This is a genomic window from Acaryochloris marina S15 (assembly GCF_018336915.1).
In the GTDB taxonomy this organism is placed as follows: Bacteria; Cyanobacteriota; Cyanobacteriia; order Thermosynechococcales; family Thermosynechococcaceae; genus Acaryochloris; species Acaryochloris marina_A.
Genome location: NZ_CP064923.1, coordinates 5,831,549 through 5,849,297 on the forward strand (window position 1 = coordinate 5,831,549; position 17,749 = coordinate 5,849,297).

The 17,749-nt window shown below is 47.3% G+C and carries 20 protein-coding genes and 1 riboswitch; of the genes, 15 read left to right on the forward strand and 5 right to left on the reverse strand.

The annotated features are described in order from the left end of the window. Window positions 1-59: 59 nt before the first annotated feature. The 9 genes from I1H34_RS26685 (at window position 60) to I1H34_RS26725 (ending at window position 5,552) form a co-directional block, all read left to right on the forward strand. Complete coding sequence (locus tag I1H34_RS26685) at window positions 60-395, forward strand: cation:proton antiporter subunit C (protein ID WP_212663851.1); 336 nt, start codon at window positions 60-62, stop codon at window positions 393-395. Next, window positions 392-1,822, forward strand: a complete 1,431-nt coding sequence (locus I1H34_RS26690; protein ID WP_212663852.1) for a cation:proton antiporter — start codon at window positions 392-394, stop codon at window positions 1,820-1,822. Before I1H34_RS26685 ends, I1H34_RS26690 begins: the two co-directional genes overlap by 4 nt. Next, complete coding sequence (locus I1H34_RS26695; protein ID WP_212663853.1) at window positions 1,819-2,205, forward strand: Na+/H+ antiporter subunit E; 387 nt, start codon at window positions 1,819-1,821, stop codon at window positions 2,203-2,205. Before I1H34_RS26690 ends, I1H34_RS26695 begins: the two co-directional genes overlap by 4 nt. After that, on the forward strand, window positions 2,202-2,450 hold the full coding sequence (locus I1H34_RS26700; protein WP_212663854.1) for a hypothetical protein: 249 nt from the start codon (window positions 2,202-2,204) through the stop codon (window positions 2,448-2,450). Before I1H34_RS26695 ends, I1H34_RS26700 begins: the two co-directional genes overlap by 4 nt. Next, entirely contained in the window at window positions 2,450-2,731 is a 282-nt protein-coding gene (locus tag I1H34_RS26705) for a monovalent cation/H(+) antiporter subunit G (protein ID WP_212663855.1), read from the forward strand. The genes I1H34_RS26700 and I1H34_RS26705 overlap by 1 nt, the downstream gene beginning before the upstream one ends. Then, on the forward strand, window positions 2,731-3,279 hold the full coding sequence (locus I1H34_RS26710) for a DUF4040 domain-containing protein (RefSeq protein ID WP_212663856.1): 549 nt from the start codon (window positions 2,731-2,733) through the stop codon (window positions 3,277-3,279). The genes I1H34_RS26705 and I1H34_RS26710 overlap by 1 nt, the downstream gene beginning before the upstream one ends. Then, window positions 3,276-3,938, forward strand: a complete 663-nt coding sequence (locus I1H34_RS26715; RefSeq protein ID WP_212663857.1) for a Na(+)/H(+) antiporter subunit B — start codon at window positions 3,276-3,278, stop codon at window positions 3,936-3,938. The genes I1H34_RS26710 and I1H34_RS26715 overlap by 4 nt, the downstream gene beginning before the upstream one ends. Before the next feature lie 183 nt (window positions 3,939-4,121). Continuing rightward, window positions 4,122-4,697 (forward strand): hypothetical protein, encoded by a 576-nt coding sequence (locus I1H34_RS26720; RefSeq protein ID WP_212663858.1) that lies wholly within the window; start codon window positions 4,122-4,124, stop codon window positions 4,695-4,697. Window positions 4,698-4,901: 204 nt separating this feature from the next. Beyond that, window positions 4,902-5,552, forward strand: a complete 651-nt coding sequence (locus I1H34_RS26725; RefSeq protein WP_212663859.1) for a Uma2 family endonuclease — start codon at window positions 4,902-4,904, stop codon at window positions 5,550-5,552. Window positions 5,553-5,576: 24 nt separating this feature from the next. Here the strand turns inward: I1H34_RS26725 and I1H34_RS26730 are convergent, their stop codons facing one another. Beyond that, window positions 5,577-6,278, reverse strand: a complete 702-nt coding sequence (locus tag I1H34_RS26730) for a DUF1963 domain-containing protein (protein ID WP_212663860.1) — start codon at window positions 6,276-6,278, stop codon at window positions 5,577-5,579. A 272-nt stretch (window positions 6,279-6,550) separates the two neighbouring features. Between I1H34_RS26730 and I1H34_RS26735 the strand changes: the two genes are divergently transcribed. The 5 genes from I1H34_RS26735 (at window position 6,551) to I1H34_RS26755 (ending at window position 12,357) form a co-directional block, all read left to right on the forward strand. Then, window positions 6,551-7,084 (forward strand): hypothetical protein, encoded by a 534-nt coding sequence (locus I1H34_RS26735; RefSeq protein WP_249369673.1) that lies wholly within the window; start codon window positions 6,551-6,553, stop codon window positions 7,082-7,084. Between the two features lie 69 nt (window positions 7,085-7,153). After that, window positions 7,154-8,482: an ISNCY family transposase gene (locus I1H34_RS26740; RefSeq protein WP_212663724.1), complete on the forward strand. Its 1,329-nt coding sequence runs from the start codon at window positions 7,154-7,156 to the stop codon at window positions 8,480-8,482. Window positions 8,483-8,737: 255 nt separating this feature from the next. After that, the gene (locus I1H34_RS26745) at window positions 8,738-9,196 is read left to right on the forward strand and encodes a DM13 domain-containing protein (protein ID WP_212663862.1); all 459 of its coding nucleotides are present in this window, start codon (window positions 8,738-8,740) and stop codon (window positions 9,194-9,196) included. A 601-nt stretch (window positions 9,197-9,797) separates the two neighbouring features. Continuing rightward, a complete protein-coding gene (gene groL / locus I1H34_RS26750; protein WP_212663863.1) occupies window positions 9,798-11,483 on the forward strand; it encodes a chaperonin GroEL in 1,686 nt (561 codons plus the stop codon). A 306-nt stretch (window positions 11,484-11,789) separates the two neighbouring features. After that, window positions 11,790-11,880: riboswitch (Glutamine riboswitch) on the forward strand. Window positions 11,881-11,910: 30 nt separating this feature from the next. Beyond that, window positions 11,911-12,357, forward strand: a complete 447-nt coding sequence (locus I1H34_RS26755; protein ID WP_212663864.1) for a DUF4278 domain-containing protein — start codon at window positions 11,911-11,913, stop codon at window positions 12,355-12,357. Between the two features lie 162 nt (window positions 12,358-12,519). Here the strand turns inward: I1H34_RS26755 and I1H34_RS26760 are convergent, their stop codons facing one another. The 3 genes from I1H34_RS26760 to I1H34_RS26770 form a co-directional block, all read right to left on the reverse strand. After that, the gene (locus I1H34_RS26760; protein ID WP_212663865.1) at window positions 12,520-12,750 is read right to left on the reverse strand and encodes a hypothetical protein; all 231 of its coding nucleotides are present in this window, start codon (window positions 12,748-12,750) and stop codon (window positions 12,520-12,522) included. A gap of 485 nt (window positions 12,751-13,235) precedes the next feature. Continuing rightward, window positions 13,236-14,246, reverse strand: a complete 1,011-nt coding sequence (locus I1H34_RS26765) for a CsgG/HfaB family protein (RefSeq protein ID WP_212663866.1) — start codon at window positions 14,244-14,246, stop codon at window positions 13,236-13,238. Window positions 14,247-14,343: 97 nt separating this feature from the next. Continuing rightward, window positions 14,344-15,600 (reverse strand): tetratricopeptide repeat-containing S1 family peptidase, encoded by a 1,257-nt coding sequence (locus I1H34_RS26770; RefSeq protein ID WP_212663867.1) that lies wholly within the window; start codon window positions 15,598-15,600, stop codon window positions 14,344-14,346. Between the two features lie 311 nt (window positions 15,601-15,911). Here I1H34_RS26770 and I1H34_RS26775 point away from each other — a divergent pair, with 311 nt between their 5' ends. Next, on the forward strand, window positions 15,912-17,195 hold the full coding sequence (locus tag I1H34_RS26775) for a metallophosphoesterase family protein (RefSeq protein WP_212663868.1): 1,284 nt from the start codon (window positions 15,912-15,914) through the stop codon (window positions 17,193-17,195). Here I1H34_RS26775 and I1H34_RS26780 read toward each other — a convergent pair. Beyond that, window positions 17,192-17,698 carry a thiol-disulfide oxidoreductase DCC family protein gene (locus I1H34_RS26780; RefSeq protein ID WP_212663869.1) on the reverse strand — a complete coding sequence of 169 codons (507 nt, stop codon included), beginning with the start codon at window positions 17,696-17,698 and terminating at the stop codon, window positions 17,192-17,194. The genes I1H34_RS26775 and I1H34_RS26780 overlap by 4 nt on opposite strands. Window positions 17,699-17,749: the final 51 nt, after the last annotated feature.

Below are 17,749 nucleotides of genomic sequence, written 5' to 3' on the forward strand. Positions count from 1 at the left end.
CGCAACTCTCTCTCATAAATCCTCGGACCCCCTTTTTTACTAATCCTTTTTAAATCACCATGTTAGAAGCGTTTATATTTGCGACGATTCTCTGTGGCTTTTTTGGCATCATCCTCAAAGAAAATCTGATGATGAAAATTATTGCCATGGATGTGATGAGTACAGGCGTGATCGCCTATTACGTCAAGATCTCAGCTCGTCAAGGGTTATTCACCCCGATCATCACAGATACCCATCAGGGAGCCTATGCCGATCCCGTTCCCCAAGCCGTGATTTTGACAGCAATTGTGATTGGCTTTTCAGTGCAGGCCTTGATGTTGGTGGGAGTGATGAAGCTCTCTCGCGACAATCCCACCTTGGAAAGCCGCGAGATTGAAAAGACTTACACACCATGAATACCCTTACGATCGTTTGGATTGCCCTGCCGTTTTTTGTTGGGTTTGTAGGATATCTGATCCCTAAACTGGATCGATACTTAGCATTGGCTATGACCTTGGTGTCTGCCAGTTATGCTGCCCGGGTTTTTATGGAGCCAGCCCCATTAACGCTGCAGCTGATGGACAGCTTTGGGGTCACCCTCAGGATTGATAGTCTCAGTGGCTACTTTATCTTGACCAATGCCTTGGTGACAGCTGCCGTCATTTGTTATTGCTGGGGTACGGGAAAATCCGCTTTTTTCTATACCCAAACCATCATTTTGCATGGCAGCGTCAATGCTGTCTTTATCTGTGCTGACTTCATTAGCTTATATGTGGCCTTAGAGGTCATTGGGATTGCCGCTTTCTTGCTGGTGTCTTACCCGCGCACGAATCGGGCGATTTGGGTGGCTCTGCGCTACTTATTTATCAGCAACACGGCCATGCTGTTTTATTTGGTGGGCGCTGTGTTGGTGTATCAGGCCAACCACTCCTTTGCTTATACCGGCTTAGAAGGAGCACCGCCAGAAGCCCTCGCCTTGATTTTTATGGGTCTGCTGACCAAAGGAGGCGTCTTTGTTTCCGGTTTATGGCTACCCTTAACCCACTCTGAGTCCGAGACTCCGGTGTCGGCCTTACTCTCAGGCGTTGTCGTCAAAACGGGAGTTTTCCCCCTGGCTCGCATGGCCTTAATGGTGGAGGAAGTCGCTCCCATCATCACCCTATTTGGGGTGGGTACAGCCTTTTTGGGTATTAGTCTGGCCCTCTTCGAGCAAGATACAAAGCGGCTTTTGGCCCAGAGTACCATTTCACAGCTCGGGTTTATCTTGGCCGCCCCTGCCGTCGGTGGGTTCTATGCCTTGACCCATGGTCTTGTCAAAGCCACCCTATTTTTAACCGCTGGGACATTGCCTAGCCGAGATTTTCAGGAGCTGCATAAGCAGCCTATGCCGCGGTCTTTATGGCTGGTATTGGTGATGGCCAGTTGCTCCATCTCCGGTATTCCTCTATGGTCTGGGTTTGCGTCCAAAGCGTTAACGCTGAAAAGTGTATTGCCCTGGCAAATGATTGCCCTCAATATCGCCACAGTGGGCACCATTGCTACCTTTGCCAAATTTATCTTTTTACCTCATCAGAGTGAAGCGAAGCCAGTTCGACCTGGGTTTTGGGTGGCTGTTCTCTTACTTTTAGGGGTCTTGCTAGCGGCCAATGGTATTTATTACCAGGCCTATACCGTTGCCAATATCGGCAAAGCCTTGGCCAAGGTAGGGTTGGGCTGGTTGGTCTATTGGCTGGTCATCCGTCGCGTGGTGCTGAAATTGCCTCGAGTCCAAGAGCAACTCGAACATTTAATTGGGGGCATGAGCTTAATGTTGGTTCTATTGTTCTGGATGGTGTTGGCATGACTGGATATCTGAACATTCTGCTGCGCTTAGCCATCTGGTTTTTGCTGACTGCTGATTTTGGTATTGCCAATATTATCATTGGTGTCTGTGTGGCTTTAATCCTGCCGCGCCGTGCCAACCCAGGTGCCTTAAAAGATTGGCTACACGCGATCGGGGAAATTATCATTGCCATTCCCCAGGCCTTTTTTGAGGCAATTGAAATTATGGTCCGTCCCCACCGCTATGAAGCGATCACGATGGAACATGTCAAACCGCAGCGCACCCCTGGCTTGATTTTTCTCGATATTTTTGTGATTACCTTTACCCCCAAAACCATTGTGCTGAAGTACCACGAGGAAGGGTTGTACGAAGTCCACCGTATCGAACGGAGGAAAAAGTCATGAATATCATCCTAATTTCCATGATTTTGGCCCTGGCGATTCCCATTTATGAAGCGTGCCAGGATGAGGATGTGTGGCAGAAAATGCTGGCCTTTGCCAGTATCGCCAGCAAAACATCGATCATGATTTTGGTGATTTCTGTCCTACGGGATGACTGGATGATTGGCGTCGTGGGGGTGCTAATCCTCAGTGTTGGCAATGCGGCCTTAATGCTTTTGGCCCAGATTATTAAACGGATCAGTGACTGATGATTAACGCGATTAGTTATGTCTTGATGGGCATTGGGATTTTCTTTTGGTTTTGGGGGACTTGGCCCTTAGTTGGTCACCGCTCGGTGCTCTACAAACTTCATAGCCTCTCTGTGGCCGATACTTTGGGGTCGATGTTAATTGTTGTTGGTTTGCTTCTGAAAATTCCACGGGAATGGCCCCTGCTGGTTCTGGCCATTCTCTCCCTAGCGATCTGGAATACCGTGCTGGGATATGTGTTGGCCTATTGTTCTAGTGATACGAAGGAAACGGGGACGTGATGACTGATAGCTATGTGTATATCATTACTGCCCTGCTGCCCTTAACCGCAGCGATGGTGGTGTTTCAGGTCAATCCTTACCATGCCCTGATTATTCGCGGAATTTTGGGGGCAGTGGCGGCCCTTGTCTATGCCGTTTTGGGAGCGGCAGACGTGGCCTTAACTGAAGCACTGGTGGGCACTATGCTGGCGATTACCCTCTATGCAGTAGCGGTCCGATCCTCCCTGGTGGTGCGCTTGGGTGTGCTCCAGGCAGCAGAACCTCAGGGGTTTCAAGCTTGGGTCGAAGGCTGTCGGGCCATATTTTCTAAGCACTATATGCGCTTAGAACTGGTTGATTATCCTAATGACCAAGATCTCCATCAAGCTCTGAATGAAAAAGAAGTGCATGCGATTTACCTGCCCCAGAACCATGCCGCAGAAACAGTGCAGGATCAGGCTCTGATCCGTATCCCCCGACTATATGAAATCATGCAGGCAGAATTAACGTCACCGGAAACAACCCTCACCTATGTGGCGGTGGCTGATTTAGCGGAGGCAAAGGTATGAAGTGGCTTTATATCATTGCGGGCCTTGCCCTATATGTCAAAATTTTGGTCATGCCCAATCCAGCATTGGATGTGGCTGATTTGTCCATTGTCCAGGCTGTCGTTGATGATAGCGGTGTTCCCAATGCCTTAGCGGGCATTATTTTCAGAAATCGTCTCTACGACACCATTTTCGAGGTGGTGGTGTTTACCATCGCAATTATGGGTGTCCGGTTTCTACTCTCGGATGAGCAGCCCTCAAAAAAGGTACATCGATTTACGGACAAACCTTCTATTGTCCTAGCCAGACTAGGGGCAACCATTGCCTCGTTGGTGAGCATCGAGTTAGCGATTCGCGGCCATTTAAGTCCGGGCGGTGGGTTTGCGGCAGGTGTGGCAGGCGGTACAGCCATTGGTTTGATCGCGATCACCTCTTCGTCTAAGTGGATGCAGGGTATCTATCAGCGCTGGCGAGCAGCCATGTGGGAGAAGATCTCAGTTCTGGTGTTTTTGGTCTTGGCAGCTATAACATTGGCTGGTTTTGAATTACCTCACGGTGAGCTCGGTGCTTTGGTGAGTGGAGGCGTGATTCCTCTTCTTAATGTGTTGGTGGCAATTAAGGTTGCCCTTGGCTCCTGGGCTGTCATCTTGGTGTTTATCCGGTATCGGGGATTATTGTAGGCGTCGTGCTGGATTGTTTCCAGATGATCAACGGCATGTGTGTATATCGAAAAATCTCCGTAAAGCTGCTCTAGAATTCAGAGATGCTAATGTAGCCCTAGATTAGTGTTGAGAGGTAGAAAAGCTACAAGTTTTTTCGTGTTAGGAAGCAATTTCCTCCTCAGCCTAATCATGCATCAATCGATGAAAATAGTTGCTGCCACACCTGACGAAATCAACACGATGGTCTGCTACCGTGATGGGCAGAAGCAAAGCCTGAAACAAACGTCATTTTTTTCTTTTGCCAACAAACGCTGGTACCGAGACAAAATTGCTGAAATTGACTGCTACATCAATGCAGCAAAAGTCACGGAACGTATTTTCTCGGTTCCAGGCTTCAAACGCAGAACATCGTGGTGGGATGAGTCCAAAAGCTGCTACTACACTGAAATAAACGGCCTCATCTGTGAAATCGACGAATATGTGCATGGTGATTGTCTTCGCATTCAGCAAAGTGTCACTCCGCAGGTAACCGTACGCGAATGCCCAGACGGTGAGGTATGTACTTCGATCATTATTGCCGCAGATATCAACAGAATTGAAGACATATCCGATGCTGTCTCTAGCGAATTACCAGCGCGCAGCGTATTTCCCGGTACCTACGAATCCATTGTGGCCGACATCAACGCGTGTGTGGAAACCTGGTCGCTGTACGAACGTCCTGAATATGTCAATGACGATGTTTATTGGTTTTACTTTCACAGTTTTGGCGTAGTCTAGGGTGCTCAAGAAGATGCATAACTATGCATTGAATCGGAGCCGTTACAACTGATCGTTTGGAGTCTCATCAATACGTGGCGACGGCTCGGTCAATGTAACCGTTTGCATTTATCTATCCAATATTTGGCAAGGAATTCTAGGCTAACTCTCTCAAGCTTGCTAAAACCGTCGGCTAAAATGAGTTAAGACTCATGGGTCACCAGGATGGTTAGAACAGTCGTACCAGTTGAGCATCAAGCCCTTGGAGAAAAACGCGTCAGTGTTAGCGGCTTGACCTGGGTTGCCTATCAGAAAATTCTATATGCCTTACCCGAAGGGCGATCGACTCGCTTAACCTATGACCACGGCACCCTCGAAATCACCATGCCTCTGGAAGAACATGAATACGCCAGTGAGTTAATCGGGTTATTTATCCGGATTCTGGTGGGAGTGATGGGGCTGAAGCTGAAATCTCTGCGGTCAACGACCTTGGAACGTCCTGATTTAGATCGCAGTGCTGAACCCGATAATGCTTATTACATTCAACATCAAGCCCAAGTGGCTGGTCGAAAAGTCGATTTGTCCCAAGATCCACCTCCCGATCTAGTGGTAGAAGTGGATATCACCCATACGGATATTGCCAAAAATCGGCTGTATGCATCGATGGGAGTGCCTGAGTTTTGGCGCTATAACGGCCAAGTATGGCGTATTTTTCAACTACAGGGTGAGGCGTATCAAGAATTAGATCGCAGCCCCACCTTCGATTGGGTCAACAAAGAAGATTTATACCGGTTCCTTGAACAAGCCCAGCAGGATGAGATTGAGGCTGAACAAAATTTTCGAACATTGGTAAACCAAAAACTGCAGCAGCAGTAACCCGATTAGGGCAAGCAATTGGTATTAAGTTTGTCCCCATTCAAATCTGCAATTGTGAAACCGTCGGTGGATCAAGGAGACCAGATCAATCTGAACACTCCAAACTCCTTCTCCCGTAAAATCTTCACCAATTTGGAGTAACAAAACATCTGCTTCCTGAGTGATGGCTTTAATGGTTTCTTCATGCTTTTGGCAATGGGTATAGATGCCATAGATCTTGGATTTCTCACTGCCAGCATGGTCATCCCATAGCATATCTCCTTCGTCATATCCATCTAGGTCTTCTCCTGCCTCACAATAACGATATCTAGATCTGAAATCCTCTTTTTCATTAAAAATGTCGTTGACGAGACAACCGTCATAAAACCAGCCGTCATGTTCCCGAATAATGCGAGTCAATTGGTTCGCTTCAACATTTGCATACAGAACCTTTCCATGTTCGCCACTGTTACTGATAAAAAAATATAAGAATCCTGTTTTGGGTAGAAAATCTAAGGGATCAAAAGCAGAAAATTTCTTCAGGTCTAATTGAGCCGTGAAAAACATATTCTTTGGATAATCCAATGATTCTGGTAGGTCCACAATTGGGCCACCAATACGAGAGGCACCCAGAGCAAAATCAACAGAGGTGTGATCTATATCGTCTTCCTTCATGTAACTACTACAGTTCAAGGATTTTGGATAATACCGTTGTGAGGCAGGCGTAAATCGGATAATTTTGTACATCAAAAAGCCTATAAATCAATTACCTACTCAGACTTTAGGGTGAAGTGATATACCCCCTCTCTATCATCAGTTTTCCCTGCTTGAGCAGGAGATTCACTTTAGTTTCGCTAACACTATATGGTTGCAGTGCAAGAATCTGGGTTAGGGGGATACTGCATGACTGATAGCTGGTAGACGATACCAGGCTGTTCTAAGATAACCAGCATCAAGACCAGCACCATCTTTATTCCCTGATGTCTTGCGGTCTGAGTAAATCCTTGGTAACCAAATTCATGACTGCTGACCATCCTTTATCAGCTCAACAACAAGAGCTAAGCTGCCTCGACTTTCGTATTCTGGAAGTGACGCCAGACACGATTATTGCGGCTCGGCGGACCTTTAATTGGGAATGCCTGTTGACGTGGGTCAACTACACCGTCTTTGTTCGTCGTGTTCCCCTCCTCAATGCTCAGGTCATGGAAGCCGATCAACAGACCTTAATGCAGAAGGCTCAGCAGGCCAATCAGTCGCCCTTGCCTAGAGGATTTCAATCCGGCAATGCGGTTTTAGTGGCTTACATCGCCGACCAAGTGGATTTGGAAGCTCGCCAACTGTGTCAGCGAAAAACTAAGATTCGCTTTGCCCAGTTTTATGTGCCCGCTGCCTCAGATCAGGACGGACAAGCCTATCTGATCACAAAGACGCCTCTATGGGGATTTATCTACTATGTCAAATTTCGCTACATCCTTAACCGCCTCTTAAAGCCCATAGGAACACCGAATCAAGAACCCCGGTCAACCGCTGGTCTGATCCTCCAGCAATTGTAAATTCAAAATTTTGGCAAGCTAGGTTGTAGTCGTTGAGGATGTATTCATACACTTGCAGAGCCCCAGACGATGAATGAAGGTGTTCTAAATTTCCCTCTCTTACTGCACTGGCTACATCAGCTCATTGAGCACCTCGATGATCCACGTCAACCCAGTAATGGCACCAAATTTAGTCTCAAAGATATTGTATTAGGCGCATTTGCTGTCTTCTTTATGCAATGTCCTTCGTTTCTGGAGTACCAACGCCATGTTCATAGTCGTCATGGTCGTGACAACGCCCAAGCCCTCTTTGAGTTAACAGAACTCCCCACGAGCAACCAAATCAAGAATGTTTTGGACTTGATCGCATTTCGTCTTCTGTTTCCCATTTTTTATCAAATTTATAGCGTTCTCCTACGACGAGGTTATCTAGAGCAATATAAGGTTCTAGGTGGACACCTGTTGGTAGGGCTAGACGGCAGCGAGTATTTTTCCTCAAACTGGATTTGTTGCGATCAGTGTTCTACCAAAACCCATCGGGATGGGAGTGTCACCTATACGCACACCGCCGTGTTGCCCGTCCTCGTTTGTCCGGAAATTGAACATGTCATTTCTCTGGCCCCAGAGTTCATTCGTCCTCAAGATGGTGCGGAGAAACAGGATAGTGAAACCGCTGCGGCCAAACGGTGGATCAAGGGGCATGCTCAAGGGTTTGACGGAGCCAAGATTACGGTTCTTGGCGATGACCTCTATAGCCGTCAACCGATGGTGGAGACTTGTTTAGAGGATGAGTTGAACTTCATTTTTGTCTGTTTGCCCTCCTCCCATCCAGAGCTATATGAATGGGTAGAGTATTTAGAAGGTATTGGAGATGTTGAGCATCTAGAGACTCGGGGCTGGAACGGTCGCTATCATGAAATTTGTCAGTATCGCTATTACAATCGCATCCCCCTGCGTGAGGAGCTACCAGCAGTGATGGTCAACTGGTGCGAAGTCTCTGTTACTCGTGCTGCTGATGGAAAGACTATGTATCACAACGCGTTCATTACTCACCATTTCATCAATGACCAAAGTGTGGCCGAGATTGTCAGTGCTGGACGTGCCCGATGGAAAGCGGAGAATGAAGGACACAATGTCCTCAAAACCAAGGGCTATCACTTAGAACATAATTTTGGTCATGGTCAGAAGAACCTTGCTGCTGTGCTATTGGTACTCAACCTGTTGGCATTCTTATTTCATACCGTCTTGCACTTGGTGGACTCCACTTATCAACGCATGCGAAAGCAACGGGGAACCCGACAAGGCTTTTTTCACGATATTCAGACTTTGACCAAATACTTGCTCTTTGAGAGTTGGGAGCATTTGCTCCAGTTTATGTTGGATGATCCAGAGCCTCGAATAGCAGCCGATACCTCATGAAATATTGAATTTACAATTGCTGCTGATCCTCACAGGGGTATTTGTCCTATATATGCTGTTTTTGGTAGTGATTCTGGCGACGATCTTTAATTAGTCATGGATTCTTAGACCTAGATGGTGACCCATCGGTTGGGCTGGCGTTCTGCTCTCAGCAAATCCTCAAGTTTATTTATGAACCTCTCAGGAGCAGATCAAATCCCTCTCAAAATGTCCAGGCATTATTAGAGATAAGTTCAGTCTTACAGGGAAATAGTTATGAAACGTCTTGCTTTTGGAACCTTATCCGCTTTTCTGCTAGCTACTAGCGTCATTCAACCCAGCTTGGCCTTAGAGTCTGTTGTCCAAGGTAATGCGAATGGATCGTCTTTTCTCGTTGCTAAGAAATCGGTCATCTCATCTGGACAGTTTGTCACCGTTAAAAAACAGTCCACGGGTTCTGCTCAAATTATTTCTAAAGGCGGTAAGCGCTATTTGGAATTGAGCACTGATTTTAGTACGGGTAAAGGCCCTGATGTAAAAGTAGTCTTGTCCCGCCAATCCCAGGTTCCCGGCTCCATTGAGGAAGGAACTTATATAACCCTGGCTCCTCTACAACAGTTTCAGGGTAAGCAACTCTATGAAATTCCTAGCGACATTGATTTAGCGGATTATGCATCAGTTGCTCTATGGTGCAAACAGTTTAACGTCACTTTTGGGTATGCTCCCCTCAGTTAATGACAGGATGGGGGATGACTGTTCTAAAAATCTGGACTGCAACAGCTTATCCCAAATTCTTTCTCAATCCTTTTCATGTGAATAGTGTTCGCCCGAGTCTCTTGTACCTAGATGGGGTAATCTTCTAAGCGCTTCCAGGAGATTGCCCCATTTTCATGGAAACAGACGTGTGCGGCTAATCGCTGGTCCTGAAATCAAAAAATGTGTCTGATTATGCCTGAAATGTAAGCTTAATCGAGCATTTTCAAGTATTAAAAGGGTTGGTCGATAATTTTCAGGACTGATTTTATGATATACACTTCCTGAAAGAATATTGCTCTAGATTTGGAGGAGTGACTGACTCCCTCGATTGAACTATTAATTTGCATGGCTCCAGACATCATTGCAGGTCAAAATTCATTGTGAGTTATTGATCTTCAGGGTTGGATTTGCCTATCTAGAGAAGTTCGGTTATCTGGACAATAACCCGATATTTTAGTTCGGGCCTTGGGGCTACAATAGATTAGCTTTGGCACTCTCCTCTTGAGAGTGCTAGTTTACTGACAAACATGAAACGTTGTCTGTAATTCACTGAGAAAGCGCAAACGAGAGGACGCTTGTAATGGCCAAACATGTAGTATTTGATGAAGAATCTCGGCGCGCTCTTGAGCGCGGTGTGAATTCTCTGGCAGATGCCGTACGCATCACCTTGGGGCCTAAAGGTCGCAATGTGGTTCTAGAAAAGAAATTCGGAGCACCTCAAATTGTTAATGATGGGGTGACCATTGCGAAGGAAGTTGAGCTGGAAGATCCGTTAGAAAATGCGGGTGCCCAGCTTATGCGTGAAGTGGCTTCCAAAACCAATGATGTGGCTGGTGACGGCACCACGACCGCCACGGTTTTGGCCCAAGCGTTGATTCGCGAAGGTTTGAAGAATGTGGCTGCTGGGGCCAACCCCGTTGCGATTCGCAAGGGTATTGATAAGACGATTGATGCCTTGGTCAAAGAAATTGAAGCCAAGTCGAAGCCTGTTACCGGAGATGCGATCGCACAAGTCGCAACCATCTCTGCAGGGAACGATACAGAAGTCGGCCAAATGATTGCCCAAGCCATGGACAAAGTGGGCAAAGATGGCGTCATCACCGTAGAAGAATCCAAGTCCCTCGCCACGGAAATGGAAACTGTGGAAGGGATGCAAATCGATCGGGGTTATATTTCCCCCTACTTTGTAACCGATGCTGAGCGCATGGTTGCTGAGATCGAAAATGCCCGCTTGTTGATTGTCAACAAAAAAATCAATTCTCTTCAGGACCTCGTCGGTATCCTTGAGCAAGTTGCCCGAGCTGGACAGCCTCTCCTGATTATTGCTGAAGATCTTGAAGGTGAAGCCCTAGCCACATTGGTGGTGAATAAGCTTCGGGGTGTCCTCAATGTGGTCGCCATCAAAGCCCCTGGTTTTGGAGAGCGTCGTCAATCCATGCTTCAAGACATTGCCGTCCTCACAGGTGGACAGGTGATCTCTGAAGATGTGGGCCTAACCCTCGACAAAGTTGATTTAGACATGCTGGGGACTGCCCGCAAGGTCACCATCAGCAAAGACAACACCACGATTGTGTCGGAAGCTGCAAATGCAGGTGATGTTGGCAAGCGAGTAGATCAACTTCGTCGTCAGCTAGATGAAACTGATTCTGAATACGACAAAGAAAAGCTCCAAGAGCGGATCGCTAAGCTTGCAGGTGGCGTTGCCGTCATCAAAGTGGGTGCTGCAACAGAGACCGAGCTTAAGGATCGTAAATTGCGCATCGAAGACGCTCTGAATGCGACTAAAGCAGCCGTGGCCGAGGGCATTGTTCCTGGTGGTGGCACTACTCTGATTCATCTCACCAAAACCATTGAGAGTGTCAAAGCTCAACTTAAGAATGAAGAAAAAGTCGGTGCTGACATCGTCCGCATTGCTTTAGAAGCCCCCCTTACTCAAATTGCAGATAATGCAGGTAAGGAAGGTGCTGTCGTCGTGGAGAAAGTCCGTGATGCAGACTTCAGCTATGGCTATAACGCCATGACTGATACCTACGAAGATATGATTGCTGCTGGAGTAATTGATCCTGCCAAGGTAGTCCGTTCGGGCCTCCAGAATGCGGGTTCGATTGCCGGTATGGTGCTCACGACCGAAGCCCTAGTGGTTGATAAGCCTGAGCCTGCAGGTGCTGCTGCGCCCGACATGGGCGGCATGGGCGGCATGGGCGGCATGGGCGGCATGGGTGGCATGGGCGGCATGGGCGGCATGGGCGGCATGGGCATGATGTAGAATCTTGCCGACCTAATACCGGTCTAAGTCTTCCAAAACAGCCTGTAGTGATGCAGGCTGTTTTTTGATGTGTTGATGTTGGATTCCCAGAGAGCCTGGGGCGAAGGATATATACGATCAGATCGCTTTGGGGCAACAGTCATGAGTCGGGTCATGCACAATGAAGAGTGCAAAGATTTTTATATTCCTAGGCCAAAAAGTATCAAACACTACAGAAAAGTTGTACTTAAGTAAATTTTAAGCTTTTAATAGGGTTTCGTTAGTGGATCTTTAATTTGAAAAGGGTATTATTAGATACAGAAATGAATCGTTCATCTTGCATTACTGATCTGTTTGATTCCTGATCAAGGGTAAGTCAGCAAGACGGAAGTAAGGCATTTACCTGAAGGAACGCGCCTCATCCCATATATTCGGTCGGAGGCCAACCGTGAAATATTCCTATCGTGGTGTCGAGTACACCCGTGTTTCTCCCTCAGTAGAAGTCACAGAAACTGAAATTATCGGCCACTATCGTGGCACTCCCTGCCGCCGCCGGCAGTATGCAACTACGGATCTTCATCAACCCACTCACGTTATGACTTATCGTGGCGTTGAGTATGGTCAAGAAGTGAACAACTCTACGACCCGTCGAGAGCCCGTCTTTTCTCCAACACCCCAAATCCCCGATGTTGTCCCTCAATCCATTGCTGTGGGTGCAGCCATGAATTATGCCAGACCCTCAGGACGTCTGGGTCTTCGGGATGTCTCTGACTTAGAGAAGGTTCATAACACCTTTATTCGCCAGACTTTAGAGCATCGTCTTGCCGTTGCCAAACGCAAGGGTGATCAGGGGTTAGTTCAAATGCTAGAGCAAGAGCAGCATCAGTTGAATTAACGCTGATCCGCTAGTACAAGTTACTAAAAGCAATGCCCTCGATTATCGAGGGCATTTTTGTGATTGATAGGCTAGCAGACATTAGCGAACAAAATATAATCCTCTGAACAGATCCTCAAGCAAACTAATGGCTTATGGGGGACTGACGCTAATCAGGCTAATCTAATCTATCGCTTTCAATAATTGTGAACGCTCTAAGGTCGCTTGCCCAAAGCCAGGAATCCATGCAATCCAGTGGTCTTGAACACCAGGGCAAAGCAGTAAAGCGGTATCTTCGCTGTATTCAGACAGGGAATTGCGGAGCTGTACCCATTGATGTGCCTTAGGAACGAAAACCTCTGATGAGGGTGATGCTGCTATGGGTTGTTGAGGCTTTTTCGTAGGAATATTCATCACTAAGCTAAAATCCGTATCTTTTGATACAGAAATTTTATAGCTCTTTCAGGCTGTTTTGGCTGTCTATGGTGAAACTTAACCTGTTACCCAGAGACATGATACGTACTCCAATCCTTTGCCTAGAAGCGATCTGCAGGAACAATAAAGGTGGGGGATGTTACATAAAAGGCACAAAACCACATATTTGTATGGGTTTCTATAGGATTTGAGGCTTGTTCAATCACTTTTTTTATGGTCTAATCTGGCAAAATTCGCATTTGCGTTTTCCATGACTACCCTCAATCCTTCGCTGCTTATTCTGACGATTGCTTCGGGATATTTATTCACTATCTATATGGTCTTAGGGCTTATAAAACAGATTGATCAGCTCCATTAAATATCCCCCCAAAAGACTGGCCTTTTGGGGGGTATGGGTGACTGGATCTGTAATGCGCCTGAGGAGCAATTGCTAGAACTGCTCTAGGCGGTAGAAAGCCGTGGATCTATTCAACGGCTTTAGCTACGTCTCCAACCTTAAAACCTGTGCCGGTCAGAATCTTGCCGACAGAGGATTGAGCATCGACTTCTGTCAACTGAATGCGGCCCATGGATTCCGTTTGGCGTTTAAGTAGTTTGCCAGTGGTGGGGTCCTTAATATCTTTGATCACGCGTTCCACAGACATCACCATGCCGGGTCGAAATCCATGGGCACCCCCTTTATTCAGAGTAATTTGGTTACCAGTGATGTCGGCGACCACCATCTCTTCTACGGGTAGTACTGATGGTAGTGCAGATAATTGGGGAGCAACAGCGGTGAGTTTGGTCACGATATTATTGACGGCTTGACTAGACGCTTCACCCAGGAGTCTGTCACTGCTATCAGAGTCAGTATCGACGCCAATCCCAAAAACACGACCCGTTCCTTCACTTTTATCGGCTTGGCCTTTCCCCTCTGCTGCCGTGAGAATTTCTCCGGTAGCGGTGCTCACTAACCGGGTAGAAAGTTGAACAGTGGCCAACTGTTTCTTTTTCTTTCCGCCGATGCCGAAAAAGCCGCCAACAGAGCCACCTTTGGATTGCTCTTCAACATTGAACTGGGTAATTGAACCGACGAGCACTGCATCTACACCTAATACTCGGCCAATTTGAACTGCAGTTGTGGGTTCAATACGACCAGACTGTCCAAAATTCTGCTCTGCTAGGATAGCCTCAATTTTGCTGCGCTCAACCATGATATAGGTGCCATCTTTCACTAGTTCATTAGTGAGCAAGTTGCTGATGCCTTTAGATGCCCCATTGTTGCCATATAACCCGTAACTGAGACCTGTTTTGCTAACGCTGGCCATGTCGAAGTCTAAAACAGCAATACGTCGGCTTTCTTTAGGTTTAATGGTCTCGACACCAATGCCTGGTGTTGCTGAAGGGTTGGCATAGACGGAACCCGGAACGCAAAAAGCCGTGAGGACTGTGAGGGCAATAGAAAGTTTAGCAATAGGTAAAACGGTGTGTTTCATTAAAGTAGCGTCCAGTAAATCCTTAAAGGTTGTGACGGTAGTGAAGAAGATTCAGTTTCCAGATCTTGATAGATAGAATCTAAACGAAGAAAAAAGTTTAGCGATCGCAGATGGTCCGAATGGACTGTCGGCAATTTTTAGAGGCAATATTGATCGCTTCTAAAGCCCGCTGGTAGTCGGCTTGGTTGTTGTTCTTGAGAGCGAGATCGGCGGCGGTGCGTAAATCAGTGAGGGCTTCTCCTTGTTGACCTTGGTTGAGGTAAACAATCCCCCGATTGTAGTAGAGAATGGCATGGTCTCCTTGGAGCTGGATGGCTTGGGAGTAATCTGCGATCGCACCACCGGCATCACCCAAAGACGATTGCACCAAAGCCCGACCAATATAGGCTTGCAGCAGGTTTTGGTCCAACTGAATGGCCTGATTGAAATCCTGTAAGGCGCCAGTCTGATCCTGTTTGACAAGGCGGATACTGCCTCGTAAGGCATAAGCTGGGGCAAATTTTGAATTTTGGCCGATGGCTTGGGTGGTATTGCGCAATGCTCCTGCCATATTCCCCAGACGATATTGATCTAAGGCTTGCAGGTAAAAATCAGAAGCACTAGACGGCGCTGAAGGAACAGAGGCAATGGGTTTAATTGGAGTGGTGACGGTATTGGCTGGGGCCATTTTCAGGAAAGTATGAATCGGAATCCCGAGGTTAAACCCCGTTTTGATAAAGATATCGGGGTTGATATTTTGATTCTGAACGGTGGTGGTGGTGTCGGCGCGGCCATGAATGCCGAGCAGTTTGCCGTCTTTGTCTAGCACCGGGCCACCGCTCATGCCGGGTAGGGTGTTGTTGGTATAGACCAGAGCATAGCCATCTGTCAGGGGACGGGTGGCATTGGCCGTAATCGTTCCGGTCGTGAAGTTATAGATAATATCTGTGAGGGCTTGAGTTCGACTGGGAAAACCAGCAACGTAGCTCTCACTCCCTTCTGAGAGTTTTTGAGAGTTACCAATTTTGACCACGGTATAGGTACGGTCACTGGTAAACTCCAGCATGGCTAAATCAACACCCGGAAATTTGGTGATTGTCTGTACATTGACTGGATATTCTTGGCCATCATCGGTAATGACGATATATTCATCGACGGTGGCGACAACATGAGCGGCAGTCAACACCGTGTAACGATTGCCATTGCGTTTGATGATCACGCCGGATCCGGGGGCTTGGCTGTCGACCCGCACGGTGATCTGTTTGGCCACTTTGTTGATTTCGGCGGGACTGAGGGCGAGGGCAATTTGTGGTGCCAAAACGATGGCGGCAACCGTTCCCAAGAGCAGGGTGGAAAATTTTTGGGGAATGTTCATGCAGTGTCCTATAAATATGCCAATGGCATATAAATCGATGCTTGAAGGGTGTACTCAGTTGGCGTATGACTCTGAATCGAGGATACCCCAACCCGGATTTGGGTTAGACAAGGTTTTATTCTGATGAATAAAAACAAGCATCTGTTTTAATCTTAGCGACTTAATTTTACGGGACTAAGACTTGGATCACTTCCCACTCGTGATCTTTGAGCTTGTCTGTTCGGGTTGAAGCTGGTTTGTGAATGTCCGTTATATTCTGAAGAGAAGTCTAAGCTGACCCGCTAGAATTTGCCGTTATGAGTTAGAGCACGATGCCCCGCTTTCTTCATGTTGCTGATGTGCATTTGGGCTATACCAAATACGATTCACCTGAGCGCACCAAAGATTTTTATCGAGCTTTTAACGATGCCTTAGAACGCTATGCTATCGAACCCCAAGTCGATTTTGTGCTGATTGTCGGGGATTTATTTGAGCATCGCCAGGTACTGCCTGCGGTCCTCAATCAAGCTCAACTCTGTTTGGATCGGCTGCAAGCAGCGGGTATTCCTGTGTTAGCGATTGAAGGGAATCACGACTATAGACTTTATGGCACCAGTACGAGCTGGTTGCGGTATCTATCTGATTGGGGACGCCTGATGCTATTGGAACCCAATGCTGAAGAAGAATTAGAACCATGGGATCCTGAAGTCAGACGGGGAGGCTATATCGATCTCGACTGTGGTGTGCGGGTGATTGGGTCTCGTTGGTATGGCGCTGCTGCACCGCAAGCGATTCAGTCCTTAGCCCCTCTCATAGAACAACTCCCCCCTGGCCCTGACCATACGGTGATGATGTTCCATCATGGTTTAGAAGGTCATGTCTCTCGCTACAGTGGTGCCTTGCGCTATCAAGATTTTGCCCCCTTGCTAACGGCAGGCGTAGATTATTTAGCCCTCGGCCATATTCACCGTAGCTACACCGCCGAAAGCTGGATTTTTAACCCCGGCTCTACCGAAGCCAACAGCGTGATTGAAAACCAGGATCAGAATCCTCGGGGGGTTTTCCTGGTTAATCTCACTAACCAAGGCATCAAAGCCGAACTTAAATCTGATTACGATCAACGCCATATTGAGCGGTTGAACCTAAAAGCGGATCCAAAACAAACGGCTGCAGAGTTGGAAGAGGCGGCGATTGCTACGATTAAAACGGCCTATAAAAAAGGTAAAACGGAAGACGCTATTGTAGAGCTAAAAATTCAGGGCACGATTGGCTTTGAGCGTTCTGACTTGAATGTGAAGGAGTTGCGATCGCAACTCCATACCCTCAGCAAAGCCTTAATCATGCTGATTAAATATGAAGTCACTGGTGTCGAGTACCACAGCTATATCAGCGACCAAGAAGAACTGCCTTCTCGCCATGACATTGAGCGGCTAGTCTTTACCGATCTTTTGGCCGCCAATGCCCATTACCGTGATCAAGCAGAATCACTCTCCTCGGGGCTAATGGATTTAAAAGATCGCCTGCTTAAACAACAGACTGAACCCGAACTCTATCAATACGCTCAGGAACTTCTGTCAGCGAAGTCTCCAGAACCGGATGCTTCGCCACAGGATTAATGCTCTTCAGCAGGCACTTGGCACCGATCCGTTGTGCAGGTTTCGATTTGCTGGTGCCTTTCCGCCAGGATGGTCGCTAAATCCGCTCTTCCGGTTAATTTCAACCGCCAATCGGCCCAAAGGTCATAGATAAAATCGGCAATGGGGCCGACAATCGGCAGTTTCGTGATGGCATAAACCCATCCCATTCCCAAAACTTCATACACTTTCCGAAACACGGGCACACCAACCATCGCTGTGCCATCGGGTAATACCGCATGAATGCTTCCCATAGCGGTTTCAAAGTCGATATTGCCATTATCTTCCGGTGCATAATCCAATGCTGCAATATCCACAAACGCCACTAAGCCCTGGCCTGCATCCCGTTTCTGTAAAAAATTCACTTCTCTCAAGCAAAGAGGGCAAGCGCCATCATAAAGTAGCTTTATTTGCCAGGATGAAGCCGACGAGGATGCGTTTAAATTCGACGTGTTGGCGGTAGGTGTTGTGGCGTTAGAGGTCATGTCTATGGATGAGAAAGGCTTTTTTTTGACTATAACCTTATCTTTACGAGC

What these genes read in the sequence shown, in the direction of transcription:
- I1H34_RS26685 (WP_212663851.1), top strand. Translation starts at nt 60, where the DNA reads ATGTTAGAAGCGTTTATATTTGCGACGATTCTCTGTGGCTTTTTTGGC.
- I1H34_RS26690 (WP_212663852.1), top strand. Translation starts at nt 392, where the DNA reads ATGAATACCCTTACGATCGTTTGGATTGCCCTGCCGTTTTTTGTTGGG.
- I1H34_RS26695 (WP_212663853.1), top strand. Translation starts at nt 1,819, where the DNA reads ATGACTGGATATCTGAACATTCTGCTGCGCTTAGCCATCTGGTTTTTG.
- I1H34_RS26700 (WP_212663854.1), top strand. Translation starts at nt 2,202, where the DNA reads ATGAATATCATCCTAATTTCCATGATTTTGGCCCTGGCGATTCCCATT.
- I1H34_RS26705 (WP_212663855.1), top strand. Translation starts at nt 2,450, where the DNA reads ATGATTAACGCGATTAGTTATGTCTTGATGGGCATTGGGATTTTCTTT.
- I1H34_RS26710 (WP_212663856.1), top strand. Translation starts at nt 2,731, where the DNA reads ATGACTGATAGCTATGTGTATATCATTACTGCCCTGCTGCCCTTAACC.
- I1H34_RS26715 (WP_212663857.1), top strand. Translation starts at nt 3,276, where the DNA reads ATGAAGTGGCTTTATATCATTGCGGGCCTTGCCCTATATGTCAAAATT.
- I1H34_RS26720 (WP_212663858.1), top strand. Translation starts at nt 4,122, where the DNA reads ATGAAAATAGTTGCTGCCACACCTGACGAAATCAACACGATGGTCTGC.
- I1H34_RS26725 (WP_212663859.1), top strand. Translation starts at nt 4,902, where the DNA reads ATGGTTAGAACAGTCGTACCAGTTGAGCATCAAGCCCTTGGAGAAAAA.
- I1H34_RS26730 (WP_212663860.1), bottom strand. Translation starts at nt 6,278, where the DNA reads ATGTACAAAATTATCCGATTTACGCCTGCCTCACAACGGTATTATCCA.
- I1H34_RS26735 (WP_249369673.1), top strand. Translation starts at nt 6,551, where the DNA reads ATGACTGCTGACCATCCTTTATCAGCTCAACAACAAGAGCTAAGCTGC.
- I1H34_RS26740 (WP_212663724.1), top strand. Translation starts at nt 7,154, where the DNA reads ATGAATGAAGGTGTTCTAAATTTCCCTCTCTTACTGCACTGGCTACAT.
- I1H34_RS26745 (WP_212663862.1), top strand. Translation starts at nt 8,738, where the DNA reads ATGAAACGTCTTGCTTTTGGAACCTTATCCGCTTTTCTGCTAGCTACT.
- groL (WP_212663863.1), top strand. Translation starts at nt 9,798, where the DNA reads ATGGCCAAACATGTAGTATTTGATGAAGAATCTCGGCGCGCTCTTGAG.
- I1H34_RS26760 (WP_212663865.1), bottom strand. Translation starts at nt 12,750, where the DNA reads ATGAATATTCCTACGAAAAAGCCTCAACAACCCATAGCAGCATCACCC.
- I1H34_RS26765 (WP_212663866.1), bottom strand. Translation starts at nt 14,246, where the DNA reads ATGAAACACACCGTTTTACCTATTGCTAAACTTTCTATTGCCCTCACA.
- I1H34_RS26770 (WP_212663867.1), bottom strand. Translation starts at nt 15,600, where the DNA reads ATGAACATTCCCCAAAAATTTTCCACCCTGCTCTTGGGAACGGTTGCC.
- I1H34_RS26775 (WP_212663868.1), top strand. Translation starts at nt 15,912, where the DNA reads ATGCCCCGCTTTCTTCATGTTGCTGATGTGCATTTGGGCTATACCAAA.
- I1H34_RS26780 (WP_212663869.1), bottom strand. Translation starts at nt 17,698, where the DNA reads ATGACCTCTAACGCCACAACACCTACCGCCAACACGTCGAATTTAAAC.